Origin of the sequence: Streptomyces sp. NPDC093252 (assembly GCF_040683675.1) — a bacterium.
Taxonomy (GTDB): Bacteria; Actinomycetota; Actinomycetes; order Streptomycetales; family Streptomycetaceae; genus Streptomyces.
The window spans coordinates 159,550-180,201 of sequence record NZ_JBFBEM010000009.1 but is presented as its reverse complement, the minus strand read 5'-3'; the positions used below and the strand labels follow the sequence as shown (position 1 = coordinate 180,201).

Below are 20,652 nucleotides of genomic sequence, written 5' to 3'. Positions count from 1 at the left end.
CAGGGGCCGCCGGCGGCGCGGACGCGCCGCCCTTGATGAAGTAGAGAAAATCTGAGCCACACGGTGCTGTGGTGGCTCGTGTTGTCAGAGTCCGTAGCTGAGTTCCACACCATCCCCGGGAAGCTGGAACTCCTCCAAGGCAAGGGGCGTGCCCTGCTGGTTGAGCGACACCCGGAGGACGTGAAGAACGGGCACCCCTGCGGGCAGGCGTAGCGCCTGGGCCTGGTCCGGGAGGGGCATGCGAGTGCGTACGTACTCGGTGAAGCGAAGCTCGTGCCCCAGCTCGGCCATGGCCACGTAGAGAATCGGGGCCGGTGGCGGCGCCTCCTCCTCGTACTTCGTGTCGATAAGCACGGAAAACGGCACGTACGTCCGGTGAAGCTGGCGGAGCCGCCCGTTCTCGGCGGTCTGCAAGCTGTCGTACGTGAACATGGGCTCGCCCGGCGGAATCCTGAGCAGGTCCGCGAGCGCGAGCGGGGCGTCCGTGCGGGTGGCGACCGGGGGTTCGGCGTCGGTCCAGCGGAGGCCGTCCGCCTCGATGTAGCGGCCGTCCGTGTCCTGGCGTACGCCGCGCGGGCGGGTGAGGCCGGGGCGGGCGTGGGGGGAGCGGACGAACGTCCCCCGTCCCATCATGGCTTCGATCAACCCGGCGGCCCGTAGCTCCGCGATGCCCTGCCGGACCGTCGGGCGCGTCACGCCGAACTGGCCCGCCAAGATCTCCTCGGACGGGAGCGGCTGGCCTGCGGGGTAGGTGCCGTCCAGGATGCCTTTTCGCAGGTGATCGGCAATCTGCTGGTACTTGGGCGGGTCCTTCTTCGGGTTGCTCTTGGGTGGCATGCGGGTCTCCGCGCTCTGCTTCCGGTTCGCCTTGTCAATCAGCCCGTACAGCGTCCAACACTTCTTGTCGCTTGACAACCCGTAGTACGGGTGCTCATTCTTGAGCCGAACCCGTACTACGGGTCGCTATACAACCCGAAGGGGTTGGCCTTCGGGTCGAAGACACAGAAGGAGTTCAAGTAGTGGTTGCCCTTCCGATCGACACCGCCAAGTTCACGGGGATCATCTGCGCCGTCGCCCCGACTCCGCGCGTGGCCAACCGGGAGACCGGTCAGTTGCGGGTGGACCGGGAGACCGGTCAGACCGTGTATCAGGTCGGCCTGTGCCTGATGGCCGGTACCTCGGCCGACGTGGTGACGGTGAGCGTTCCCGGTGAGCCGGCGGGCGTGCAGAACGGGATGCCGGTGCAGGTCCGGGACCTCATCGCCACTCCGTGGGAGAACGAGGGACGGCACGGCGTCGCCTTCCGTGCCGCCGAGATCAAGCCCTTGACCGCCCCGGCCGGTTCCTCCGGCCAGGTGAGGAAGGCGGCCGGGGAATGAGGTTCCTCGCCTCGGCACCCTCGGCCGGTTCGACGTGGCTGAGCGGAACACTGCTGGTCGTCGCCGTACTGGCGCTGGGCCTGCTCATCGCGGGTCCGGCGCTGCACCGACGCTACCCGGCGGCCTGGTGGTTGGTCGTCGGCTTCCCGGCCGCGTGCCTCCGGGTCTCGTCGACCTGGCGGCCGTTGATGGCCGGGTGCGGTCTGGCGGTGAGCCGCAAACCGGCGCTCACCGTGGTCTCGGGCCTCGTCGGCAACGGGGCTGCTCCGCCTCAGCCTCGCGTCCCCCGGCGCTCCGCCATGCGGCCGACGCCCGGCGGCTTCCGGTTCCAGGTCCGGCTGCTGCCGGGTCAGGTACCGGAGGACTTCGTCAAGGCGGCTTCGGCCATGGCGCACGACTGGGGCGTGCACATGGTCCGCGTGACCCTGTGGAAGCCGGGAGTCGTCCGCATATCCGCCGCCGCGGCCGACCCGCTGAAGAACCCCCGCGTACCCCGGCAACGAGGGTCCGGCCAACTGCTGAGCGTCGTCGTCGGCGTCCTGGAAGCCGGTACGGCCTGGGTGATCGACCTTCGCCGCATTCCGCACTGGCTGATCGTCGGGGCCACGCGCTCCGGCAAGTCGACGCTGATCAACGCACTTGTCGCTGGCCTCGCGCCGCAACCGGTCGCGCTGGTCGGGATCGACTGCAAGGGCGGCATGGAACTGTCGCTCTACGGCCCTCGACTGTCCGCACTGGCGACCAACCGAGCCGAAGCAGTGAAGGTGCTGGCCGCGATGGTCAGCGAGACGCAGGACCGCATGGCTCTGTGCCGTACCCACCGCGTCCGGAACATCTGGGGCCTGCCGGACGGCGCCCGCCCGGTCCCGATCGTCGTCATCGTGGACGAGATCGCTGAGTTGTTCCTGATCACCGGGCGCGGCGAGAAGGACGAAGCACAAGCGGCGGCGACCTCGCTCGTCCGCCTGGCACAGCTCGGCGCGGCCCTCGGGGTCTTCCTCATCGTCGCCGGACAGCGGGTCGGCTCCGACCTGGGCCCCGGTGTCACTGCCCTGCGGGCGCAACTCGGCGGGCGGATCTGCCACCGGGTGGCCGACCCCGGTACGGCGGAAATGACGCTGGGAGACCTCAACCCGGATGCCCTGCAAGCGGCTCAGTCCATCGCGCCGGAGGACGCGGGTACGGCCGTCCTGGCGTCGGCGGACGGCTGGGAGCGGGCCCGGTCCCACCTGCTCTCCGAGCACCAAGCCGAATCCATCGCGGCCGAGTACGCACACCTGACCCCGCATCTTCCCGACATCTCCGATGCGGTCGGCGGATTCACCGTGCGCCTCGAACGCCTCGACCAGAGCGAATGAACGGGTGAGCCAACGTGCTGGTGTCCCTGTCGGCCGTGCTGCTGCTCGGCCTGCTGATCTGGTTCCTCCTCCACATCCGCTACCTGCGGTGGTCGACGGTCCTGCTCTGCGGGACGTTCGGGTTCCTGCTGGACCGGACGGTTGTCGCTCCGCTCGTACTGACGGCCCTGGAGACCTTCGCCGCGTTCCTCGGCCAACTGAGGTTCTGACCTCGCCGTACCTGCCCGGGAAGGACGGCCCGTGAGCCCACAGCCACCCAACGAACCGCACCACCAGAGCCCCCGGCGGGGCGCGAAGTCGCCAAACCCGACCCCGCCGGGAGCCCACTCCAACCGCCACGTGAGCAGTGAAAGGAGCACTCACACTTTGTCCACCTCCAACCGTCCGCGCAAATCCCCGCCCCCGCAGTGCGAACTGCGTGAAGACGAAGAGCCCACCTGCGTCGGTCCGGCCGTCGTCGTCCTCGTCATCGTCGGCGCCTACGGACGCGAACAGCGCGTCTGCGCGAGCCACGCCGCTGCCCTGTGGCTGACGGACCCCACCGTCGTCTTCAGCGCCAAGACGGGGCCGGAAGCCATCAAGGCCGTGATGCGGCAGGCGTTCGGGTCCGGGGGCTCCCGATGACCGACACCCACCCGGTCACGCCGCTGCCCGCGTCCGTCTCCGCGCACCTCGCACGGTCGGCGGAACCCGGCTTCGACGCCTGGCGCCGGAGCATCGTCCGCCTCAACGGCTGCACCAACCCGATTCACCTCGTCGGCAGCACCGCACTCGCTGATCCCGCGACCGGGGAGGTACTGCACACGTACACCCCGGAGACGGACGGCGGCCGACTCCTGATCGCCTGCGGCAACCGCCGCACTGCGGTCTGCCCGACCTGCGCCCGCCTCTACCGGACCGACACCTACCACCTCGTACGCGTCGGCCTCGTCGGCGGGAAGGAGATCACCCCGGAGGTCGGCGGGCACCCCAGGGTGTTCGCCACCCTCACGGCCCCTGGTTTCGGCCCGGTCCACACTCGCCGCGAAAGGGACGGTCGAGTAGTGGCCTGCCGTCCCCGCAAGGCGGCCGACCACTGCCCGCACGGTATGCCCCTGGGCTGCCACCTCCGCCACGCGGAGACGGACCTCCGGCCCGGCGAACCGCTCTGCCCGCGCTGCTACGACTACGCCGGAGCCGTGCTGTGGCAGGCACATGCAGGAAAGCTCTGGCATCGGTTCGCCCTCGAACTCCGCCGTGAGCTGGCCCGCCTTGTTGGTCTGTCGCGCACGGAGTTCACGGACGTGGCACGGCTGTCCTACGTGAAGGTCGCCGAGTATCAGCGGCGCGGCCTGGTCCACTTCCATGCGGTCGTCCGCCTCGACGGCCCGGACGGTCCGGTAGCGCCTCCACCCGCTTGGGCAACGGCCGAACTCCTCACGAACGCCGTACGGACCGCTGCCGAACTGGTACGGCTTCCAGCCCTCGGCGCGGACGTCGTCGGGCGCCGGACCCTGCGATTCGGCCCTCAGGTCGACGTACGCCCCATCGCGTCCCTCGCCCCCGACCCCGACACGCGACTCAGCTCAGCGGCCGTCGCCGGCTACATCGCCAAGTACGCCACCAAGGGCGCCGAACCCGCCGGAGCCGTCGACCGGCGCATCCACCATGCCCGAGACCTGGCCGAACTGCCGGTACGGGCCCACACCCTCCGCATGATCGGAACGTGCTGGTGGCTGGGCGGCCTGGAGACGTTCGAGCCGCTCGGCCTGCGCCGCTGGGCCCACATGCTCGGCTACCGCGGCCACTTCTCCACCAAATCCCGCCGCTACTCCACCACCCTCACCGACCTACGGCAGGCACGCACCGACCACCGCGCCCAGGAACGTCACGCCGCGCTCGGCCTAGCCAACCGCCACGTGATCAGCGTGGGCAACTGGCGCTACGCGGGGCGCGGCTACACCCCGGAGGCGGCCGTCCTGGCGGCGTCGGTCCGGGAAGACGGCGGCGACCATGACGCGTGATCACCACCCCGAAGAGCTACTGACCGTCCCTGAGGTCATGACCCGGCTCAAGGTCGGGCGGACCAAGGTCTACGACCTCATCCGCACCCGGCGTCTGCACTCCATCAAGGTTGACGGTTGCCGACGCATCCCGGATGACGCCGTACGCGTCTTCATCCGTCACCAGATGGGAGATGCGGCCGGATGACAAAGCGCCGTAGCCGTGGAGACGGCGGCCTCCACTGGGACGTCAAGCGGCAACGCTGGATCGCTACAGCGAGCCTAGGCTTCGACCCGAGTGGCAAGCGGATCGTGAAGCGGGGGAGTGGCAAGACCAAGACGGAGGCGAAGAACAAACTCAATGAGGTGCTGCGCGACCACGAAGACGGTCTTGCCATCGCCCCCACCAACTACACGGTCAAAGACGCCGTGACGGACTGGCTCACTTACGGTCTGGCCGGTCTCGACCCGAGCACCGTTGAAACCACCAAGCTCCTCAGCCAGAAGCACGTCATTCCATCGCTGGGTGCGCGCAAGCTCCGCGACCTCAGTGCTGAGGACGTGGACCGCTGGTTGGCCAAGGCGAAGACACTCAGCACACGCACTCTCCAGTCGCTCCACTCCTGCTTGAATCGCGCGGTCAAGCGAGCCATGGCGCGGGACAAGGTGAAGCGGAACGTCGTTGAGCTGTGCTCAGTGCCTCAAGGACAGGCGGGGCGCCCCTCCAAGGCGCTCACATTCGCTCAGGCTGAAGCTGTGCTGAAGGGGGCTGAGGGCACCTCGATGTACGCCTACATCGTCGTCGCGCTCCTGACCGGGACTCGCACCGAAGAACTCCGTGCCCTCACGTGGGATCACGTCTTCCTGAGGGGCCGACCCGAAATGGACCCACCCCAACCTCCCCACATCGCCGTTTGGCGCTCGGTCCGGCGGAGCGGAGACACCAAAACCCGGAAATCCCGCCGCACCCTGGCTCTGCCGACCCGCTGTATAGACGCTCTCTGGCAGCAATTCGAAGATCAGGGTGGGATCGGCTGGCTGCCGACGAGAAGTGGGAGGAACACGGCCTCGTCTTCTCCTCGGCCGTGGGAAAGCCGCTCGACGCGGCGAACGTCCGCCGTGCCTTCCGGCAAGCGCTCAAGGATCTCGATGGGATCAAGGCTGACGATTGGACGCCCCGGGAGCTTCGGCACAGCTTCGTGTCGCTGCTCTCCGACCGGGGCGTTCCGCTGGAAGAGATCTCGCGACTCGTCGGGCACTCCGGGACGGCCGTGACGGAAGAGGTCTACCGGAAGCAGATCCGGCCGGTCATCCAGACCGGGGCCGTGGTCATGGACGGCATCTTCGGCACCGACCACCAGCGCCGGTAGGCACACACGAATCGGCAGTCACGCAGATAGACACGCAGCAACGCCAGAGGGCCCTTACCGATCCGGTAAGGGCCCTCTGATCTGCTATTTAGCTGTCGGGGTGGCGGGATTTGAACCCACGACCTCTTCGTCCCGAACGAAGCGCGCTGCCAAGCTGCGCTACACCCCGATGTCCCCACTGACCGTGGCGACGTCGATTACTTTAGCCCACCGGTGGCTAGAGACGAAATCCGGTTTTGGTCCGATGGCGGACCGGGTTCGGGCGGATGTGGTCCACGGCGACCAGCACCACCGCGGCGGCGTACAGCCCCAGCCCCAGCAGCAGCGCGTTGGCCAGAACCCCCCGGTAGCCGTGCTGATCGACGTCGAGGAAGGGGTAGAGGTACCGGCCCGCCGCCCCCGGCAGCATCAGCTCACCTCGCCCCAGGGAAAAGGCCAGGTAAGCGACCGGATAGAGGAGCCACGGCGCGGTCTGGCGGAGCCGGAGGCGGCCCGGCGTCGTGAACAGGAGCCAGTCCAGCACCGCCGCGGCTGGCGTGACCGTGTGCAGCAGGATGTTCGCCGCCGTGGCCCAGCCCGTCGCCTGCGGCTGGCCCGCCGCCCCGGACGTCGCGGTCATCGCGAACGGGCTCCCCCCGTTCGCCAGCAGCAGGTGGTACACCAGCGAGGTCGCGACGATATAGAGGAGCGCCGCCCCTGACACCCCGCCCGGGAGCGGGCGGCGGGCGGTCCAGGCGCGCCGGGCCGACGCCAGCATGACCAGCGCGAGCAGGATGTTCGCCTGGACGGTGAAGTAGCTCAGCACCCGGAGCGGGCTACCGAGGAGTAGATAGACGGCGATGCCGGTGGCCGCCGTCAGCGCGATCAGTACGCGGAAGACGGCGGCCGGCGGCCGGCGCACCGGCGTCACCACGGCGGCGGCCGGAACAACGGACGGAAACATCGCGGGCACACCCGGGACCGCGGGGAGGTCGGGTATGTCCCGAGGTATCGGGGCGGTCATGCCCTCAGACTAGGCAAAAGGGGTGTATCGGGCGAAGCGGGTGGGCTGTGCGGGGGAACGGGTCCCCAGGGACCACCGCAGCCCCTCCCTCTCCCCCTCCCCCTCCCCTCTCCCCCCTACTCCCGCCCCACCAACGTCAACAGCGAAGCCTCCGGCGGACAGGCGAACCGCACCGGCGTATACCGGTTCGTCCCGCACCCCGCCGACACATGCATGTACGCCGTCCGCCCCTCCGCCGTATGCGTGGACAGCCCCTTCACCCGTTCCGTGTCCAGATCGCAGTTCGTGACGAACGCCCCGTAGAACGGCAGACACAACTGCCCCCCATGCGTGTGACCGGCGAGGACCAGCGGGTAACCGTCCGCCGTGAAGGCGTCCAGGCTGCGCAGATACGGTGCGTGCACCACGCCCATCGCGAAGTCGCCCGCCCCCGACGGACCGCCCGCCACCTGCTCGTACCGGTCCCGCTTGATGTGCGGGTCGTCCACGCCGGTCAGCTCCACCGACACCCCCGCCGCCTTCAGCACACCCCGCGTGTTCGTCAGGTTCAGCCAGCCGGCCTCGTCGAAACCGTCCCGCAGCTTCTGCCACGGGTTGTGGATCGCCCCCACGGCGGGCGGATTGCCGTTCAGCCCGTAGCGGCCCTGCGCCTTCTCGAACAGATAGCGGGCCGGGTTGCGCAGCTTGGGGCCGTAGTAGTCGTTGGAGCCGAAGACGTACGCCCCCGGGAGCTCCATCAGCGGGCCCAGCGCGTCCAGCACCTCCGGGATGCCCTCCGGGTCGGACAGGTTGTCCCCGGTGTTGATCACGAAGTCCGGCCGCAGCCCGGCCAGTGCCCGCAGCCACCGCTGCTTCTTGCGCTGTCCGCTCACCATGTGGATGTCGGAGACATGCAGCACGCGCAGCGGACGCATCCCCGTGGGCAGGACCGGGATCGTCACCCGCCGGAGGCGGAAGGAGCGGGCCTCGAAGCCCGCCGCGTAGAGCAGTCCGGCGGCACCCGCCGCCGTGATTCCCAGGGGTACACCGTATCGAGCACGCATACGACCATCGTGTCAGAACCGTCCGGTATACCGAGCCCGGCCCGGCACCCGCTCGTCCGGGTACCCGCCCGCCCCGGCGACACCCACCCCTGCCCCCGCCTCGCCCCTACCCCCACCCCGAAATCCCCGGCACCCCTTCCCCCGCACCTGCGACAATCAAGTCATGACCACGCTCAAGTCGAAGCTTCAGGATGACCTCAACGCCGCGATCAGGGAGCGCGACGAGCTGCGCTCCTCGACGCTGCGGCTGACGCTCACCGCGATCACCAAGGAGGAGGTCGCGGGCACGACGAAGCGCGAGCTGTCCGACGACGAGGTCCTCAAGGTGATCACCCGCGAGGCGAAGAAGCGCCGCGAGGCCGCCGACGCCTTCGCCAAGGGTGGCCGTGCCCAGCAGGCCGAGCGGGAGACGGCGGAGGGCGAGCTGCTCGCCGAGTATCTGCCGAAGCAGCTCTCCGACGCGGAGCTGGAGCAGATCGTCGTCCAGGCCGTGGCGGAGGCGAGGGCCGCTGGTGCCGAGGGTCCGCGGGCCATGGGCGCGGTCATGAAGATCGTGAACCCCAAGGTCGCCGGTCTGGCGGAGGGCGGCCGGGTCGCCGCCGCGGTCAAGAAGCACCTCGCGGGCTGACCCACCTGACCCACTGACCTACCTGACCCGCCCTCTCGCCCCGCACCCGCGCGACGCGACCACCTGTCGGCAGGCAAGCAACAGCGGGGGCGCCCCCGGATAGAGGAGCGCCCCCGCCACCAAACCGACTACCTACTGCCGCCTACCGATCACCGGCACCGCTCCCGACCTACGGCACCGGCACCGGCACCGCTCCCAACCCCCGGCATCGGCAACGGCACCGCTCCAGACCCCGACCCCCTACGGCCAACTCCCCCCATCCCCCCCGTTCCCGTTCCCATTCCCATTCGTCCCGCCATTCTCATTCCCCTCGATCCACCCCGAGGGAATCGAGAACGTCGGCGTGGGAACGGTCCCGCCGGTCCCGCCGTTCGTGCCGATGCCGCCCCCGCCGTCAGCCCCCCCGCCCGTGGCCAGGCCGCCGATCAGACCGCCGATGTTCGACTGGTCGCCGTCCCCGTCGCCGTTGTCCCCGTCGTCGTTCCCGCCCCCGTCATTGCCGCCGTTGCCGTTGCCGGGCTCGCGCTCGGGGCGGTCGGGGATGTTGACGAGGTTGAAGTCGGGTGCCGACTTGTCGGCGAGGGCGCCGGACATCATGTCGCGCCAGATCGGCCCGGGGACCTGCCCACCGAAGACCTTGTCGTGCCAGACGCCGCCGATGGTGATGTCGGACATCTGACGGTCGTGGGCCGGGTCGCCGACCCAGACCGCGCCGGCCATGTTCGGGGTGTAGCCGACGAACCAGGCGGCGTACCGCTCGTCCGTCGTACCGGTCTTGCCGGCGCTCGGCCGGCCGCCCAGACCGGCCTGCGCGCCCGTGCCGTCCTCGACCACACCGCGCAGCAGGGTGTTGATGGTGTCGGCGGTGGTCTCGGACATCGCGCGCGAGCACGTCGACTTCGGGACCGCCAGGGACTTGGTCTGGTCACCGATCCGCTGGCTGATGGACTCGATGGCGACCGGCGTGCAGTACATCCCGCGCGAGGCGAAGGCGGCGTACCCGGCGGCCATGGTCAGCGGGGAGACCTCCTGGCTGCCCAGCGCGATGGCCGGACCCTGGTCGAGCGCCTTGCCGTCGGCCCGCTCGACACCCATCTTCCCGGCCATCCGGACCACCGGGCAGGTGCCGATCTCGCTGATCATCTGCACGTAGTAGGTGTTGACCGACTTGGCGGTCGCCTCCTTCATGTCGTACGGGCCGACCTCCGACTCGTTCTCATTGGCCAGCTCGATGCCCTCTTCGTCCCAGACCTTCCCGTCGCACTGCTGCACCGGCGTCGGATAGTCCATCTCGTACGGCGACGAGTACACCTTCGTGGCCGGCATCCCGCCCTCTATGGCCGCCGCCGCCACGATCGGCTTGAACGTCGAACCGGGCTGGTAGCCCGCGCCGCCGCCCATCGACTGGTCGACCGAGAGATTGATCTGCGTCTCGTTCTTCCCGAAGCCGTACGGCCGGGACTGGCCCATCGCCAGGATCTTGCCGGTGCCCGGCTCGACGATGGTCGCGGCGGTCGCCACCTCGTCGTTCTGGTACACGTGGTCCTTGATCGACTCCTGGACCGACTCCTGCGCCGTCGGGTCGAGCGTCGTACGGATGGTCAGGCCGCCCTGGTTCCAGACCTTGGCCCGCTCCTCCTGGGTCTTGCCGAAGGCCGGGTCGCTGAGGAACACCGCGCGGACGTAGTCACAGAAGAAGCCCGCGCCCTGGACGGCGGTGATGCAGCCGTTCTTGGGCTGGCTGACCTTCAGGCCGAGCGGGGTCCTCTGGGCCTCCGCCGCCTCCGCCGGGGTGATGTCGCCGACCTCGGCCATCCGCTGGAGCACGGTGTTGCGGCGCTTGGTGGCCTCCGCCTCGTCGTTGACCGGGTCGTACCGGCTGGGCGACTGGACGATACCGGCCAGCAGGGCCGACTCCTGGAGGTTCAGCTCCTTGGCCGACTTGGAGAAGTAGCGCTGGGCGGCGGCCTCGACGCCGTACGCCTGCTGGCCGAAGAAGGTGATGTTGAGGTAGTTCTCCAGGATCTTCTTCTTGCCGAGCTCCTCCTCGACCTGGATCGCGTACTTCAGCTCCTTGATCTTGCGGCCGAGGGTCTGCTGGGTGGCCTGGGCGACCTTCGTCGGGTCGTCGCCGGCCTCCTCCACGAAGACGTTCTTCACATACTGCTGCGTGAGCGTGGAGGCTCCCTCGGCGACCCCGCCGCTCTGCGCGTTTCTGTTCAGGGCGCGCAGCACGCCCTTGAGGTCGACCGCGCCGTGCTGGTAGAAGCGCGCGTCCTCGATGGCGACGATCGCCTTCTGCATGTACGGCGAGATGCTCTTGAGGTCGACCACGGTGCGGTCGCGTGAGTACACCGTGGCGATCTGGCCGCCGTCGGCGTCGAGGATGGTGGTGCGCTGGCTCAGCGGCGGGGTCTTCAGATTGGCGGGAAGCTCGTCGAAGCTCTCCACCGAACCCTTCGCCGCGAGCCCGAGGACACCGACGGCGGGCAGCGCGATCCCGGCCATGACGGCACCTGCGAGCACACTGACACCGAGGAACTTGGCGGCCTGCTGCGTCGGGGACAGACCACCGCCCGAGCGGTTCTTTGGCATGGGGGCAGCCTACGTTCTCATTCGCCGGACACGCGTATATGCCTTGGCCTAAGCTGCTCTCAACTGTCACAGCAGTAGGGCTATGTATCAATACGTCCGGCGACCCCGAATCGTTCCGGAGGTTCCCCGGCTTTTTTCGATTCTTTCGATTCTTTCGATGAACTGTCGGTTCGCTGTGGATGGGCATCGTCGGGCACCGCTGGGGACGGCGATGAGAGCGTGTCCGAAACCGCCTTGAGTGTCAGGTGAAGTCCGTTGTGACTCGACAGAGATGCCCCGGTTTGCCGGGATAATCACGCATGTCGTCAGCTCACTCCCCCGGGTGATCTGCCGCTTACGCATAGTCCGTTCGGGCCATTCAAGATTGGGCCCGAAGGGGGTGTTGCGCTGTGCCTGCCTTCCGTAACGTCCTCAACTGGCGGCGGTGAATATGCCGCTGCCGCCGTGGGGGAGCCTCGATTCGGGAGAGGACGGCGCCGGTATGGGCTGGGTAACCGACTGGAGTGCGCAGGCGGCCTGCCGCACTACCGATCCGGATGAATTGTTCGTTCAGGGAGCAGCGCAGAACAGGGCCAAGGCGGTGTGCACCGGCTGCCCGGTGCGCACGGAGTGCCTGGCCGACGCGCTGGACAACCGCGTGGAGTTCGGCGTGTGGGGAGGAATGACCGAGCGGGAACGCCGCGCACTGCTGCGCAGGCGGCCCACCGTCACCTCCTGGCGCCGGCTCCTGGAGACCGCGCGGACGGAGTATGAACGGGGGGTCGGGCTGGTACCGCTCGACGACGACGAGGTGTACGAGAACTACGCGGCGGTGGGCTGACGGCCCGCCCCGCGCGGGGTGTCGTCCGGGGGTGCCGTCCAGGCCGGCGCCGCATGTTCGCGCGCTCGTCACCCGGTCGTCATGTCCAGACGGGTGATTTTCCTCACTCACCCTCAGGTCTCTCCCCGCGCTCGGCGTTGGCCGCCAGCCGGTCGCCGATGTCCCGCAGCCCCGAGAGGTCGTGCACATCCCCGGGCAGCGCGGCCACCTCGGCCACCGCGACCTCCGGATGGCGCGCGGTGAAGCGGTCGCGCGTACGCCGCTCGCGGGCGAGCAGATGCATCCGCTCGGCGTGCAGCCGCAGCAGACCCGCCGTGAGCAGCTCGACCGCGCGCGCGGAGCCGTCGTCGCCGTCGTCTCCAGGGGCTTCTGCCTCCAGGTCTCCTGTTCCCGGGTCCTCTGATCCGGAGTTCCCGGAGTCTCCCGAGCGGGTTCCCGAGTCTCCAGGCCCTCCCGAGTCTCCAGGCCCGCCCGGGCGGCCTGCCCGGTGATGGCCCGCATGATGGTCCGCGTCTTCCGATTCCTCCGAGGCTCCCGGGGCATCCCCTACGGCGTCCGGGGCCCCAGGAGTGCCCTGAGGCGCCCCATGGCCGGGTTCCGGTACGTCGTCCGAGGTCACCGGGGGGTCCGGCGGGGCGGGGGAGCCTGCGTCGGGTGCGGTGGTCTCGGGGTCGTCCGGGGCTGAACTGCCGTGGGTTTCGGGAGAGTTACGAAGTCCAGCTTTCCCGCCCCCCTGATCCACAATGCGGGAGTCCTCAAGATTTTCCGCGGCGGCCAGCGCCCGCTCGGCCGACAGCCGGACCGCGTCGCTGCCGTGCACCCGGTTCAGCACCAGCCCCGCCAGCGGCATGTCCTCCGCCGCCAGCCGCTCCACGAAGTACGCCGCCTCCCGCAGCGCGTCCCGCTCCGGCGCCGCCACCACCAGGAACGCCGTACCGGGCGCCTGGAGCAGCTTGTACGTGGCGTCCGCGCGGGTGCGGAAACCGCCGAACATCGAGTCCATCGCCGCCACGAAGGTCTGGACGTCCTTCAGCAACTGACCGCCGAGCACCTTGCCCAGGGCGCCGGTCATCATCGACATCCCGACGTTCAGGAACTTCATCCCGGCCCGCCCGCCGACCTTCGCCGGGGCCAGCAGGACCCGGATCAGCTTGCCGTCCAGGAACGAGCCCAGGCGCTTGGGCGCGTCCAGGAAGTCCAGCGCCGAGCGCGAGGGCGGGGTGTCGACCACGATCAGGTCCCACTCGTCCCGCGCGCGGAGCTGCCCCAGCTTCTCCATCGCCATGTACTCCTGCGTGCCAGCGAAACCCGCGGAGAGCGACTGGTAGAAGGGGTTCGACAGGATCGCCTGCGCCCGCGCGGGATCCGCGTGCGCCTCGACGATCTCGTCGAACGTGCGCTTCATGTCCAGCATCATCGCGTGCAGCTCGCCGTCGCCGTCCACGCCCTTGACCCGGCGCGGGGTGTTGTCGAGCGAGTCGATGCCCATGGACTGGGCGAGGCGGCGGGCCGGGTCGATGGTGAGCACGACCACCTTCCGGCCGCGCTCGGCGGCGCGCAGGCCCAGCGCCGCCGCCGTGGTCGTCTTGCCGACGCCGCCCGCGCCGCAGCACACCACGATCCGGGTGCCGGGGTCGTCCAGCAGCGGGTCGATGCCGAGCACGCGCGCGGGCGCCAGCCGACCGGCGCCGTCCCGCCCGGATGAGTCCGGGTCCACCGTCATGAGATCCCCTGCTTCCGCAGCTCGGAGGCGAGTCCGTACAGGCCCGCCAGGTCCATGCCCTCGGCGAGCAGCGGCAATTCGTGCAGCGGCAGGTCCAGCCCGGTCAGTACGGCCCGCTGCTCGTGCTCCAGCGCGTACCGCTCGGCGTACTCCTCGGCCTGGGCCAGCAGCGGGTCCACCAGCCGCTCCGCGTGCTGCCCGCGCCGCGCGCCGCCCAGCCCGGCCGCCGACAGCGCCCGCGCGACGGCCCCCCGCTCCGTGCTCCGTACGAGGTCCAGGGCGGCCTCGTCCAGCAGCTCGGGGCGGACCATGTTGACGATGACCCGGCCGACCGGGAGCCGCGCGGTGCGCAGCTCGGCGATGCCGTCGGCGGTCTCCTGGACCGGCATCTCCTCCAGCAGGGTCACCAGGTGCACGGCCGTCTCCGGGGACTTCAGCACCCGCATCACCGCCTGCGCCTGGTTGTGTATCGGGCCGATCTTCGCCAGCCCGGCCACCTCGTCGTTGACGTTCAGGAAGCGCGTGACGCGGCCGGTGGGCGGGGCGTCCATGACCACGTAGTCGTAGACGAACCGGCCGCTGCGGTCCTTGCGGCGGACCGCCTCGCACGCCTTGCCGGTCAGCAGGACGTCCCGCACGCCCGGGGCGACCGTGGTGGCGAAGTCGATCGCGCCGAGCTTGCGCAGGGCACGGCCCGCGCTGCCCATCTTGTAGAACATCTGGAGGTAGTCCAGAAGGGCCAGTTCGGGGTCGATGGCCAGCGCGTACACCTCGCCGCCGCCCCGGGCGACGGCGATCTTCCGTTCCTCGTAGGGCAACGCCTCCGTCTCGAAGAGCTGGGCGATGCCCTGCCGGCCCTCGACCTCGACGAGGAGGGTCCGCTTCCCCTCCGTCGCGAGGGCGAGGGCGAGTGCGGCGGCGACCGTCGTCTTTCCGGTCCCGCCCTTGCCGCTGACGACCTGGAGCCTGCTCACGTCTTCGAGCGTAACCAGTCCGCGCCCGGAGCGATCGGGAGGCTCGGGAGCCTGTGGACAACCCGGGCCTGTGGATAAGCGTTGGCCCAAGGTTCGCGGGAGGGCAGGGGGGAAGGAGGGGCGAGTGGAGGGGGCGGGCGGAGGGGGCCGTCCCAGCGGCTACAGTCGCCCCCATGACCAAGTGGGAATACGCAACCGTGCCGCTGCTCGTCCACGCCACGAAGCAGATCCTGGACACCTGGGGCGAGGACGGCTGGGAGCTGGTGCAGGTCGTGCCCGGCCCCAACCCCGAGCAGCTCGTGGCCTACCTGAAGCGCGAGAAGCAGGCGTGAGCGCGGTCGAGGCCCGCCTCGCCGAGCTGGGCCTGACCCTGCCCCAGGTGGTCCCGCCGCTGGCCGCCTACCAGCCGGCCGTGCGGACCGGGCCGTACGTCCACACCGCCGGGCAGTTGCCCATGGTGGACGGCAAGCTGCCGGTCACCGGCAAGGTGGGCGCCGAGGTCACCCCGGAGGAGGCCAGGGAACTGGCCGCGACCTGCGCGCTGAACGCCCTCGCGGCGGTCAAGTCCGTCGCTGGGGACCTGGACCGCATCGCGCGCGTGGTGAAGGTCGTCGGCTTCGTCGCCTCGGCGTCCGACTTCACCGGCCAGCCCGCCGTCCTCAACGGCGCGAGCGAACTGCTCGGCGCGGTGCTCGGCGACAAGGGCGTGCACGCGCGCAGCGCGGTCGGGGTGGCGGTGCTGCCGCTGGACGCTCCGGTCGAGGTCGAGCTGCTGGTCGAGCTGACCGCCGACTGAGCGGTCCGGACCCCGCTCACCTGCACGAACCTCCTGCGGATGGCCGTCCGGATGATCACCGCCCCTCGAACATCCGCGCCCCAGCGGATAGCCTCCGCCCATGGCTAACGGGCAGTGGTATCCAGCGGACTGGCCGGACCGGGTCCGCGCGCTCACCGAGGGCCGCCTCACCCCGGTCGAGCCCAGGGCGGCGGCCACGGTGATGCTCCTCAAGGACAGCGCCGCCGGTCCCGTCGTCCACATGCTGCGCAGACGCGCCTCCATGGCCTTCGCCGGGGGCGCGTACGCGTATCCGGGCGGCGGGGTGGACCCGCGCGACGACGATCACCGCATCCGCTGGGCGGGCCCCTCGCGCGCGTGGTGGGCGACACGGCTCGGCGTCGGCGAACGCCGGGCCCAGGCGATCGTCTGCGCGGCCGTGCGCGAGACCTACGAGGAGTCGGGTGTGCTGCTCGCCGGGCCGGACGCCGGATCGGTCGTCGGGGACACCACCGGCGAGGAGTGGGAGGCCGACCGGGCGGGGATCGCCGCGCGCGAGGAGTCCTTCGCGCACTTCCTCGACCGGCGCGGCCTGGTGCTGCGCTCCGATCTGCTCTCCGCGTGGGCGCGCTGGATCACCCCCGAGTTCGAGGCCCGCCGCTACGACACCTGGTTCTTCGTCGCCGCCCTGCCCGCCGGGCAGCGCACCCGCAACGCCTCCACCGAGGCCGACCGCACGGTGTGGATCAGCCCCCGGGAGGCCGCCGCCGGGTACGACCGGGGCGAACTGCTGATGATGCCGCCCACCATTGCCGCACTGCGCCGGCTCGCCGTGTACGGCTCGGCGGCCGACGCGCTGGCCGCGGCGCCCGCGCGGGACCTGACGCCCGTCCTGGCCGAGGCCCGCCCCGCGGGCGGGGAGATCGTGCTGTCCTGGCCCGGACACGAGGAGTTCACCCTCCACATCCCGACCGGAGGTGCCCCCGCATGACGGACGCGAGCGCTCTGCCCGGCCAGCCCCGCGGGGGCGTCCTCTCCGGACCGGCCACCGCGCGGACCGTCAATGTCCTCGCGCCCAACCCGTCCGCGATGACCCTGGACGGCACCAACACCTGGATCGTGGCCGAACCGGACTCCGGCCTCGCGGTGGTGATCGACCCGGGCCCCCTGGACGACGGTCATCTGCGCCGGGTCGCCGCCACCGCCGAGCAGTCCGGCCGGCGGATCGCGCTCACCCTGCTCACCCACGGCCACCCCGACCACGCCGAGGGCGCCGCCCGCTTCGCCGAGCTGACGGGAACGCCGGTACGCGCGCTGGACCCGGCGCTGCGGCTGGGGGAGGAGGGCCTGGGCGCCGGGGACGTGGTCACCGTCGGCGGGTTGGAGCTGCGGGTCGTCCCGACCCCCGGGCACACCGCCGACTCCCTGAGCTTCCATCTCCCGGCCGACCGGGCGATCCTCACCGGCGACACGATCCTGGGGCGCGGCACGACGGTCGTGGCGCACCCGGACGGCCGTCTGGGCGACTATCTGGACTCCCTGCGCCGTCTGCGGTCCCTGACCGTCGACGACGGCGTCCACACCGTCCTGCCGGGCCACGGACCGGTCCTGGAGGACGCGCAGGGCGCCGTGGAGTTCTACCTGGCCCACCGCGCCCATCGGCTCGCCCAGGTCGAGACGGCCGTGGAGGACGGCTACCGCACGGCCCCCGAGATCGTCGCCCATGTCTACGCCGACGTGGACCGCTCCCTGTGGCCGGCGGCGGAGCTTTCGGTACGGGCGCAGGTGGAGTACCTGGAGGAACACGGGCTCATCTAGGGCGCGACCGGGGACCGCCCTAGGGTCTGGGTGTCTTGACGCCGTGCACGCGCGCGTACTCCGTGGCCAGCCAGGGCCCCAGGTCGTCCACATAGGCGCGCAGCAGGGCCGCGTCCCCGCGCGGATCGAGGCCCCTCAGGGCCGCCGTACGGAGTTGCTCCGCGCGGTCGGGGTAGTACGCGGCGAACACCTCGGCCATTTCGCGCAGATCGCTGGTCCAGCCCTGCCAGCGGGGCATCACCAGGGTGAAGCCGGTGCGCACCAGATGCCGGGACATGAAGCGCACCAGGGGCCGCAGAGCCGTCTCCGAGCCGTCCGTGGCGGCGAGGCGGTCCCGCCAGCGGGGCAGCAGCAGGGCGAGATCGCCGTTGGTCTCGCGGGCCAGCAGCGTGTCGGGGCGGTAGCGGGGCAGCAGGGCGGCCAGGTCCTCACCGGCCAGAGGCGTGCACAGACAGGCGACGAACCAGCCCAGGTCGTACCGCTCCAGCTCGCTCAGCACCTGCCCCCGGCCCAGCACCAGGGTGCCGGATCCGTCGATCTCCGGGAACTCCGCGTCCAGGGCCGCGTCCAGCGCGCGGGCGTCCGCCCGGTCGGCGTCGGTGGGCTCCGTAGCCAGGGTGATCAGCAGATCGAGATCACTGTGGCCCACCCGAGCGGTGCCCCGCGGGATCGATCCATAGACGTACGCACTGGTCAGCCGTGGGCCGAAGAGGCGCGGGAGCCGCTCGCGGGCGGCGGTGACCACGGGGCGGAAAGCGGGCGCCACGCGCGCGAGGGAGCCCTCGGGGGCGATGTGGCCCTCCGGGTCGAGCCCTCGGGCGTCATCGGGGCGCCCGGGGGCCGCCGGGGGCGCGGGAGGGCCCTGGGGCCGGTTCGAGGGGCGGTTCGCGGGCGGGGGATTTACGGGCGGGGGGCTTGCGTGTGGGTCTGCCCGCGGGGCTGCCTGCGGGTTTGCGTGTGGATCCGCCTGCGCGTTCGCCTGTGGGTTTTCAGGCGGGCTCGTGTGCGGCGCCGTGGGCCCCTGGGGGCCTTCCGGGGTCAGCGGGAGCGCTTCGCGAGGCGTTCCACGTCCAGGAGGATCACCGCGCGGGCCTCCAGACGGAGCCAGCCGCGCTGGGCGAAGTCGGCGAGGGCCTTGTTGACCGTCTCGCGGGACGCGCCGACCAACTGGGCCAGCTCCTCCTGCGTGAGGTCGTGCACGACGTGGATGCCTTCCTCGGACTGCACACCGAAGCGCCGCGAGAGGTCCAGCAGGGCGCGCGCGACACGGCCCGGGACGTCCGAGAAGACCAGGTCGGACATGGCGTCATTGGTCTTGCGGAGCCGGCGGGCGACGGCCCGCAGCAGCGCTGCGGCGACCTCGGGACGCGCGTTGAGCCAGGGCTGGAGGTCGCCGTGGCCGAGGCCCAGCAGCTTGACCTCGGTGAGCGCGGTGGCGGTCGCCGTACGCGGGCCCGGGTCGAACAGCGACAGCTCGCCGATCAGCTCTCCGGGGCCGACCACGGCCAGCATGTTCTCGCGGCCGTCGGGGGAGGTGCGGTGCAGCTTCACCTTGCCCTCGGTGACCACATAGAGCCGGTCGCCCGGGTCGCCCTCGTGGAACAGCGAGTCGCCCCGCGCGAGGGTCACCTCGCTCATGGAGGCACGCAGCTCAGCGGCCTGCTCGTCGTCAAGAGCCGCGAAGAGCGGGTTGCGCCGCAGAACGTCGTCCACGTGTTCTCTCCTTGTCGACCTGCTCAGGGGATCTTTCTCCCCCGTGTACCAGGGGTCCGTGCTCCCCATTTTGCCGGACAGTCCAAACAGTGTGATCTGTCACAAGGATGCCGCACTGGTGTGCCCTGGTAAGCGGCAGGGGTCCAATTGGGGGCCGATCTTCGAGGTCCGGGGCGGATGTCGGTGCCGGGTCGTAGGCTGGCCGGGTGTCCAAATCGCCGGTGAGAGCGCAGGCCGAGGGGGCTGGACGAGTGGCGGCAGAACATGATTCCGCTGTGGGCGAACAGTCGTCCGAGGGTGGAGGAAAAGCGAATAAAAGGATGAATCGGGCTGGTGGGCCCGATGGGGGAAAGTCGACGCCGGTGAGGAAAGCGGTGGTGAAGAGGGCTCCGGCGGCGAAGACGGTGGCTGAGGCTGCGGGCAGGACCGCACCCGGGACGAGAGCCGCGTCCGCGAAGAAGGCTGCACCCAAGAAGACCGCACCCGGGAAGGCCGCGAAGAGCGCCGCGCCCGTGAAGGCCGCCAAGAAGGCCCCGCCTGGGAAGGCCACGAAGGCTGCGAAGGCCGCCCCGGAGGCGCCGGCCCCCGTCAAGAAGCCCGCCCCCCGCAAGCCCGAGTCGCACACCGCCCTGGTCCGCCGCGCCCGCCGGATCAACCGCGAACTCGCCGAGGTCTATCCGTACGCCCACCCCGAGCTGGACTTCGAGAACCCCTTCCAGCTCCTGGTCGCCACGGTGCTGTCCGCCCAGACCACCGACCTGAGGGTCAACCAGACCACCCCCGCGCTGTTCGCCGCCTACCCCACGCCCGAGGACCTGGCCGTGGCCGACCCGGAGAAGGTCGAGGAGATCCTGCGCCCGACCGGGTTCTTCCGGGCCAAGACCAAGTCGGTGATAGGGCTGTCGAAGGCCCTCGCGGAGCAGTTCGGCGGGGAGGTGCCGGGCCGACTGGAGGACCTGGTCAAGCTGCCCGGCGTCGGCCGCAAGACCGCGTTCGTGGTGCTGGGCAACGCGTTCGGCCGCCCCGGCATCACCGTGGACACCCACTTCCAGCGGCTGGTGCGGCGCTGGCAGTGGACCGAGCAGACCGAGCCGGACAAGATCGAGGCGGCGGTCGGGGCGCTGTTCCCGAAGACCGAGTGGACGATGCTCTCGCACCATGTGATCTTCCACGGCCGCCGTATCTGCCACGCCCGCAAGCCCGCGTGCGGCGCCTGCCCCATCGCCCCGCTCTGCCCGGCCTACGGCGAGGGCGAGACGGATCCGGAGAAGGCGCGCAAGCTGCTGAAGTACGAGAAGGGCGGCTTCCCGGGCCAGCGGCTCAACCCGCCGCAGTCCTACCTCGACGCGGGTGGCCGCCCGGCGCCGCCGCTGGGGGCCGGATGACCCCTCGACGGCCGGGTGATCCGGCAGCGCGGTACGCGGCGCGACGCCGCTGGGCTCCGGTGGACGGCTCCGTTCCGGCGGACCGG

General features: G+C 70.6%; 21 protein-coding genes, 1 tRNA gene and 1 pseudogene. 14 read left to right on the top strand and 9 right to left on the bottom strand.

All coding sequences use genetic code 11. The features are described 5' to 3' along the window. Positions 1-84 precede the first annotated feature (84 nt). Positions 85-837, bottom strand: a complete 753-nt coding sequence (locus tag AB0O01_RS20495; protein WP_365315172.1) for a GntR family transcriptional regulator — start codon at positions 835-837, stop codon at positions 85-87. Positions 838-1,019: 182 nt separating this feature from the next. Between AB0O01_RS20495 and AB0O01_RS20490 the strand changes: the two genes are divergently transcribed. The 7 genes and pseudogenes from AB0O01_RS20490 to AB0O01_RS20460 all read left to right on the top strand — a co-directional run bounded on the left by AB0O01_RS20490 (position 1,020) and on the right by AB0O01_RS20460 (position 6,089). Next, positions 1,020-1,379 carry a hypothetical protein gene (locus AB0O01_RS20490; protein ID WP_365315170.1) on the top strand — a complete coding sequence of 120 codons (360 nt, stop codon included), beginning with the start codon at positions 1,020-1,022 and terminating at the stop codon, positions 1,377-1,379. Then, positions 1,376-2,737 (top strand): FtsK/SpoIIIE domain-containing protein, encoded by a 1,362-nt coding sequence (locus AB0O01_RS20485; RefSeq protein ID WP_365315169.1) that lies wholly within the window; start codon positions 1,376-1,378, stop codon positions 2,735-2,737. Before AB0O01_RS20490 ends, AB0O01_RS20485 begins: the two co-directional genes overlap by 4 nt. Positions 2,738-2,751: 14 nt before the next feature. Continuing rightward, positions 2,752-2,946, top strand: a complete 195-nt coding sequence (locus tag AB0O01_RS20480) for a hypothetical protein (RefSeq protein ID WP_365315168.1) — start codon at positions 2,752-2,754, stop codon at positions 2,944-2,946. A gap of 157 nt (positions 2,947-3,103) precedes the next feature. Then, positions 3,104-3,361, top strand: a complete 258-nt coding sequence (locus tag AB0O01_RS20475; protein WP_365315166.1) for a hypothetical protein — start codon at positions 3,104-3,106, stop codon at positions 3,359-3,361. Next, positions 3,358-4,740, top strand: coding sequence for a replication initiator (locus AB0O01_RS20470; protein WP_365315165.1), 1,383 nt, complete (start codon positions 3,358-3,360; stop codon positions 4,738-4,740). Before AB0O01_RS20475 ends, AB0O01_RS20470 begins: the two co-directional genes overlap by 4 nt. Beyond that, positions 4,730-4,927: a helix-turn-helix domain-containing protein gene (locus tag AB0O01_RS20465; RefSeq protein WP_365315163.1), complete on the top strand. Its 198-nt coding sequence runs from the start codon at positions 4,730-4,732 to the stop codon at positions 4,925-4,927. The genes AB0O01_RS20470 and AB0O01_RS20465 overlap by 11 nt, the downstream gene beginning before the upstream one ends. Further along, positions 4,924-6,089, top strand: a pseudogene (locus tag AB0O01_RS20460) (tyrosine-type recombinase/integrase). The gene AB0O01_RS20465 and the pseudogene AB0O01_RS20460 overlap by 4 nt, the downstream one beginning before the upstream one ends. A gap of 95 nt (positions 6,090-6,184) precedes the next feature. On the opposite strand, the gene AB0O01_RS20455 reads toward AB0O01_RS20460, so the two are convergent. From AB0O01_RS20455 to AB0O01_RS20445, 3 genes are all read right to left on the bottom strand, one after another. Then, positions 6,185-6,258 (bottom strand) — tRNA-Pro (locus tag AB0O01_RS20455). A gap of 48 nt (positions 6,259-6,306) precedes the next feature. Beyond that, positions 6,307-7,092: a Pr6Pr family membrane protein gene (locus tag AB0O01_RS20450; RefSeq protein ID WP_365315161.1), complete on the bottom strand. Its 786-nt coding sequence runs from the start codon at positions 7,090-7,092 to the stop codon at positions 6,307-6,309. 116 nt (positions 7,093-7,208) lie between these two features. Then, positions 7,209-8,135, bottom strand: coding sequence for a metallophosphoesterase (locus AB0O01_RS20445; protein ID WP_365315160.1), 927 nt, complete (start codon positions 8,133-8,135; stop codon positions 7,209-7,211). 163 nt (positions 8,136-8,298) lie between these two features. Between AB0O01_RS20445 and AB0O01_RS20440 the strand changes: the two genes are divergently transcribed. Further along, positions 8,299-8,763 (top strand): GatB/YqeY domain-containing protein, encoded by a 465-nt coding sequence (locus tag AB0O01_RS20440; protein WP_365315158.1) that lies wholly within the window; start codon positions 8,299-8,301, stop codon positions 8,761-8,763. Between the two features lie 240 nt (positions 8,764-9,003). On the opposite strand, the gene AB0O01_RS20435 is transcribed toward AB0O01_RS20440, so the two are convergent. Next, a complete protein-coding gene (locus AB0O01_RS20435) occupies positions 9,004-11,358 on the bottom strand; it encodes a transglycosylase domain-containing protein (protein ID WP_365315156.1) in 2,355 nt (784 codons plus the stop codon). A 481-nt stretch (positions 11,359-11,839) separates the two neighbouring features. Between AB0O01_RS20435 and wblA the strand changes: the two genes are divergently transcribed. Beyond that, complete coding sequence (gene wblA / locus AB0O01_RS20430; protein WP_365315478.1) at positions 11,840-12,178, top strand: transcriptional regulator WblA; 339 nt, start codon at positions 11,840-11,842, stop codon at positions 12,176-12,178. Between the two features lie 103 nt (positions 12,179-12,281). Here the strand turns inward: wblA and AB0O01_RS20425 are convergent, their stop codons facing one another. Beyond that, a complete protein-coding gene (locus AB0O01_RS20425) occupies positions 12,282-13,901 on the bottom strand; it encodes an ArsA-related P-loop ATPase (RefSeq protein ID WP_365315155.1) in 1,620 nt (539 codons plus the stop codon). Further along, a complete protein-coding gene (locus tag AB0O01_RS20420) occupies positions 13,898-14,875 on the bottom strand; it encodes an ArsA-related P-loop ATPase (protein WP_365315153.1) in 978 nt (325 codons plus the stop codon). The genes AB0O01_RS20425 and AB0O01_RS20420 overlap by 4 nt, the downstream gene beginning before the upstream one ends. A gap of 173 nt (positions 14,876-15,048) precedes the next feature. Between AB0O01_RS20420 and AB0O01_RS20415 the strand changes: the two genes are divergently transcribed. The 4 genes from AB0O01_RS20415 to AB0O01_RS20400 all read left to right on the top strand — a co-directional run bounded on the left by AB0O01_RS20415 (position 15,049) and on the right by AB0O01_RS20400 (position 17,468). Further along, positions 15,049-15,207, top strand: coding sequence for a DUF4177 domain-containing protein (locus AB0O01_RS20415; RefSeq protein ID WP_009189813.1), 159 nt, complete (start codon positions 15,049-15,051; stop codon positions 15,205-15,207). Then, a complete protein-coding gene (locus AB0O01_RS20410) occupies positions 15,204-15,671 on the top strand; it encodes a RidA family protein (protein WP_355736229.1) in 468 nt (155 codons plus the stop codon). Before AB0O01_RS20415 ends, AB0O01_RS20410 begins: the two co-directional genes overlap by 4 nt. Positions 15,672-15,771: 100 nt before the next feature. Next, positions 15,772-16,641 carry an NUDIX hydrolase gene (locus AB0O01_RS20405; RefSeq protein WP_365315151.1) on the top strand — a complete coding sequence of 290 codons (870 nt, stop codon included), beginning with the start codon at positions 15,772-15,774 and terminating at the stop codon, positions 16,639-16,641. Further along, entirely contained in the window at positions 16,638-17,468 is an 831-nt protein-coding gene (locus tag AB0O01_RS20400) for an MBL fold metallo-hydrolase (RefSeq protein ID WP_365315150.1), read from the top strand. Before AB0O01_RS20405 ends, AB0O01_RS20400 begins: the two co-directional genes overlap by 4 nt. 19 nt (positions 17,469-17,487) lie before the next feature. Here the strand turns inward: AB0O01_RS20400 and AB0O01_RS20395 are convergent, their stop codons facing one another. Continuing rightward, positions 17,488-18,261, bottom strand: a complete 774-nt coding sequence (locus AB0O01_RS20395) for a nucleotidyltransferase domain-containing protein (protein WP_365315476.1) — start codon at positions 18,259-18,261, stop codon at positions 17,488-17,490. A 245-nt stretch (positions 18,262-18,506) separates the two neighbouring features. After that, positions 18,507-19,181: a Crp/Fnr family transcriptional regulator gene (locus AB0O01_RS20390; RefSeq protein ID WP_029382547.1), complete on the bottom strand. Its 675-nt coding sequence runs from the start codon at positions 19,179-19,181 to the stop codon at positions 18,507-18,509. 320 nt (positions 19,182-19,501) lie between these two features. On the opposite strand from AB0O01_RS20390, the gene nth reads away from it, so the two are divergent. Next, entirely contained in the window at positions 19,502-20,566 is a 1,065-nt protein-coding gene (gene nth, locus AB0O01_RS20385; protein WP_365315149.1) for an endonuclease III, read from the top strand. Positions 20,567-20,652 lie beyond the last annotated feature (86 nt).

Bases quoted from the DNA above. Each gene is read 5' to 3' on its own strand.
- AB0O01_RS20495 (WP_365315172.1), bottom strand. From the start codon at position 837: ATGCCACCCAAGAGCAACCCGAAGAAGGACCCGCCCAAGTACCAGCAG.
- AB0O01_RS20485 (WP_365315169.1), top strand. From the start codon at position 1,376: ATGAGGTTCCTCGCCTCGGCACCCTCGGCCGGTTCGACGTGGCTGAGC.
- AB0O01_RS20470 (WP_365315165.1), top strand. From the start codon at position 3,358: ATGACCGACACCCACCCGGTCACGCCGCTGCCCGCGTCCGTCTCCGCG.
- AB0O01_RS20465 (WP_365315163.1), top strand. From the start codon at position 4,730: ATGACGCGTGATCACCACCCCGAAGAGCTACTGACCGTCCCTGAGGTC.
- AB0O01_RS20450 (WP_365315161.1), bottom strand. From the start codon at position 7,092: ATGACCGCCCCGATACCTCGGGACATACCCGACCTCCCCGCGGTCCCG.
- AB0O01_RS20445 (WP_365315160.1), bottom strand. From the start codon at position 8,135: ATGCGTGCTCGATACGGTGTACCCCTGGGAATCACGGCGGCGGGTGCC.
- AB0O01_RS20440 (WP_365315158.1), top strand. From the start codon at position 8,299: ATGACCACGCTCAAGTCGAAGCTTCAGGATGACCTCAACGCCGCGATC.
- AB0O01_RS20435 (WP_365315156.1), bottom strand. From the start codon at position 11,358: ATGCCAAAGAACCGCTCGGGCGGTGGTCTGTCCCCGACGCAGCAGGCC.
- wblA (WP_365315478.1), top strand. From the start codon at position 11,840: ATGGGCTGGGTAACCGACTGGAGTGCGCAGGCGGCCTGCCGCACTACC.
- AB0O01_RS20425 (WP_365315155.1), bottom strand. From the start codon at position 13,901: ATGACGGTGGACCCGGACTCATCCGGGCGGGACGGCGCCGGTCGGCTG.
- AB0O01_RS20415 (WP_009189813.1), top strand. From the start codon at position 15,049: ATGACCAAGTGGGAATACGCAACCGTGCCGCTGCTCGTCCACGCCACG.
- AB0O01_RS20405 (WP_365315151.1), top strand. From the start codon at position 15,772: ATGGCTAACGGGCAGTGGTATCCAGCGGACTGGCCGGACCGGGTCCGC.
- AB0O01_RS20400 (WP_365315150.1), top strand. From the start codon at position 16,638: ATGACGGACGCGAGCGCTCTGCCCGGCCAGCCCCGCGGGGGCGTCCTC.
- nth (WP_365315149.1), top strand. From the start codon at position 19,502: ATGAATCGGGCTGGTGGGCCCGATGGGGGAAAGTCGACGCCGGTGAGG.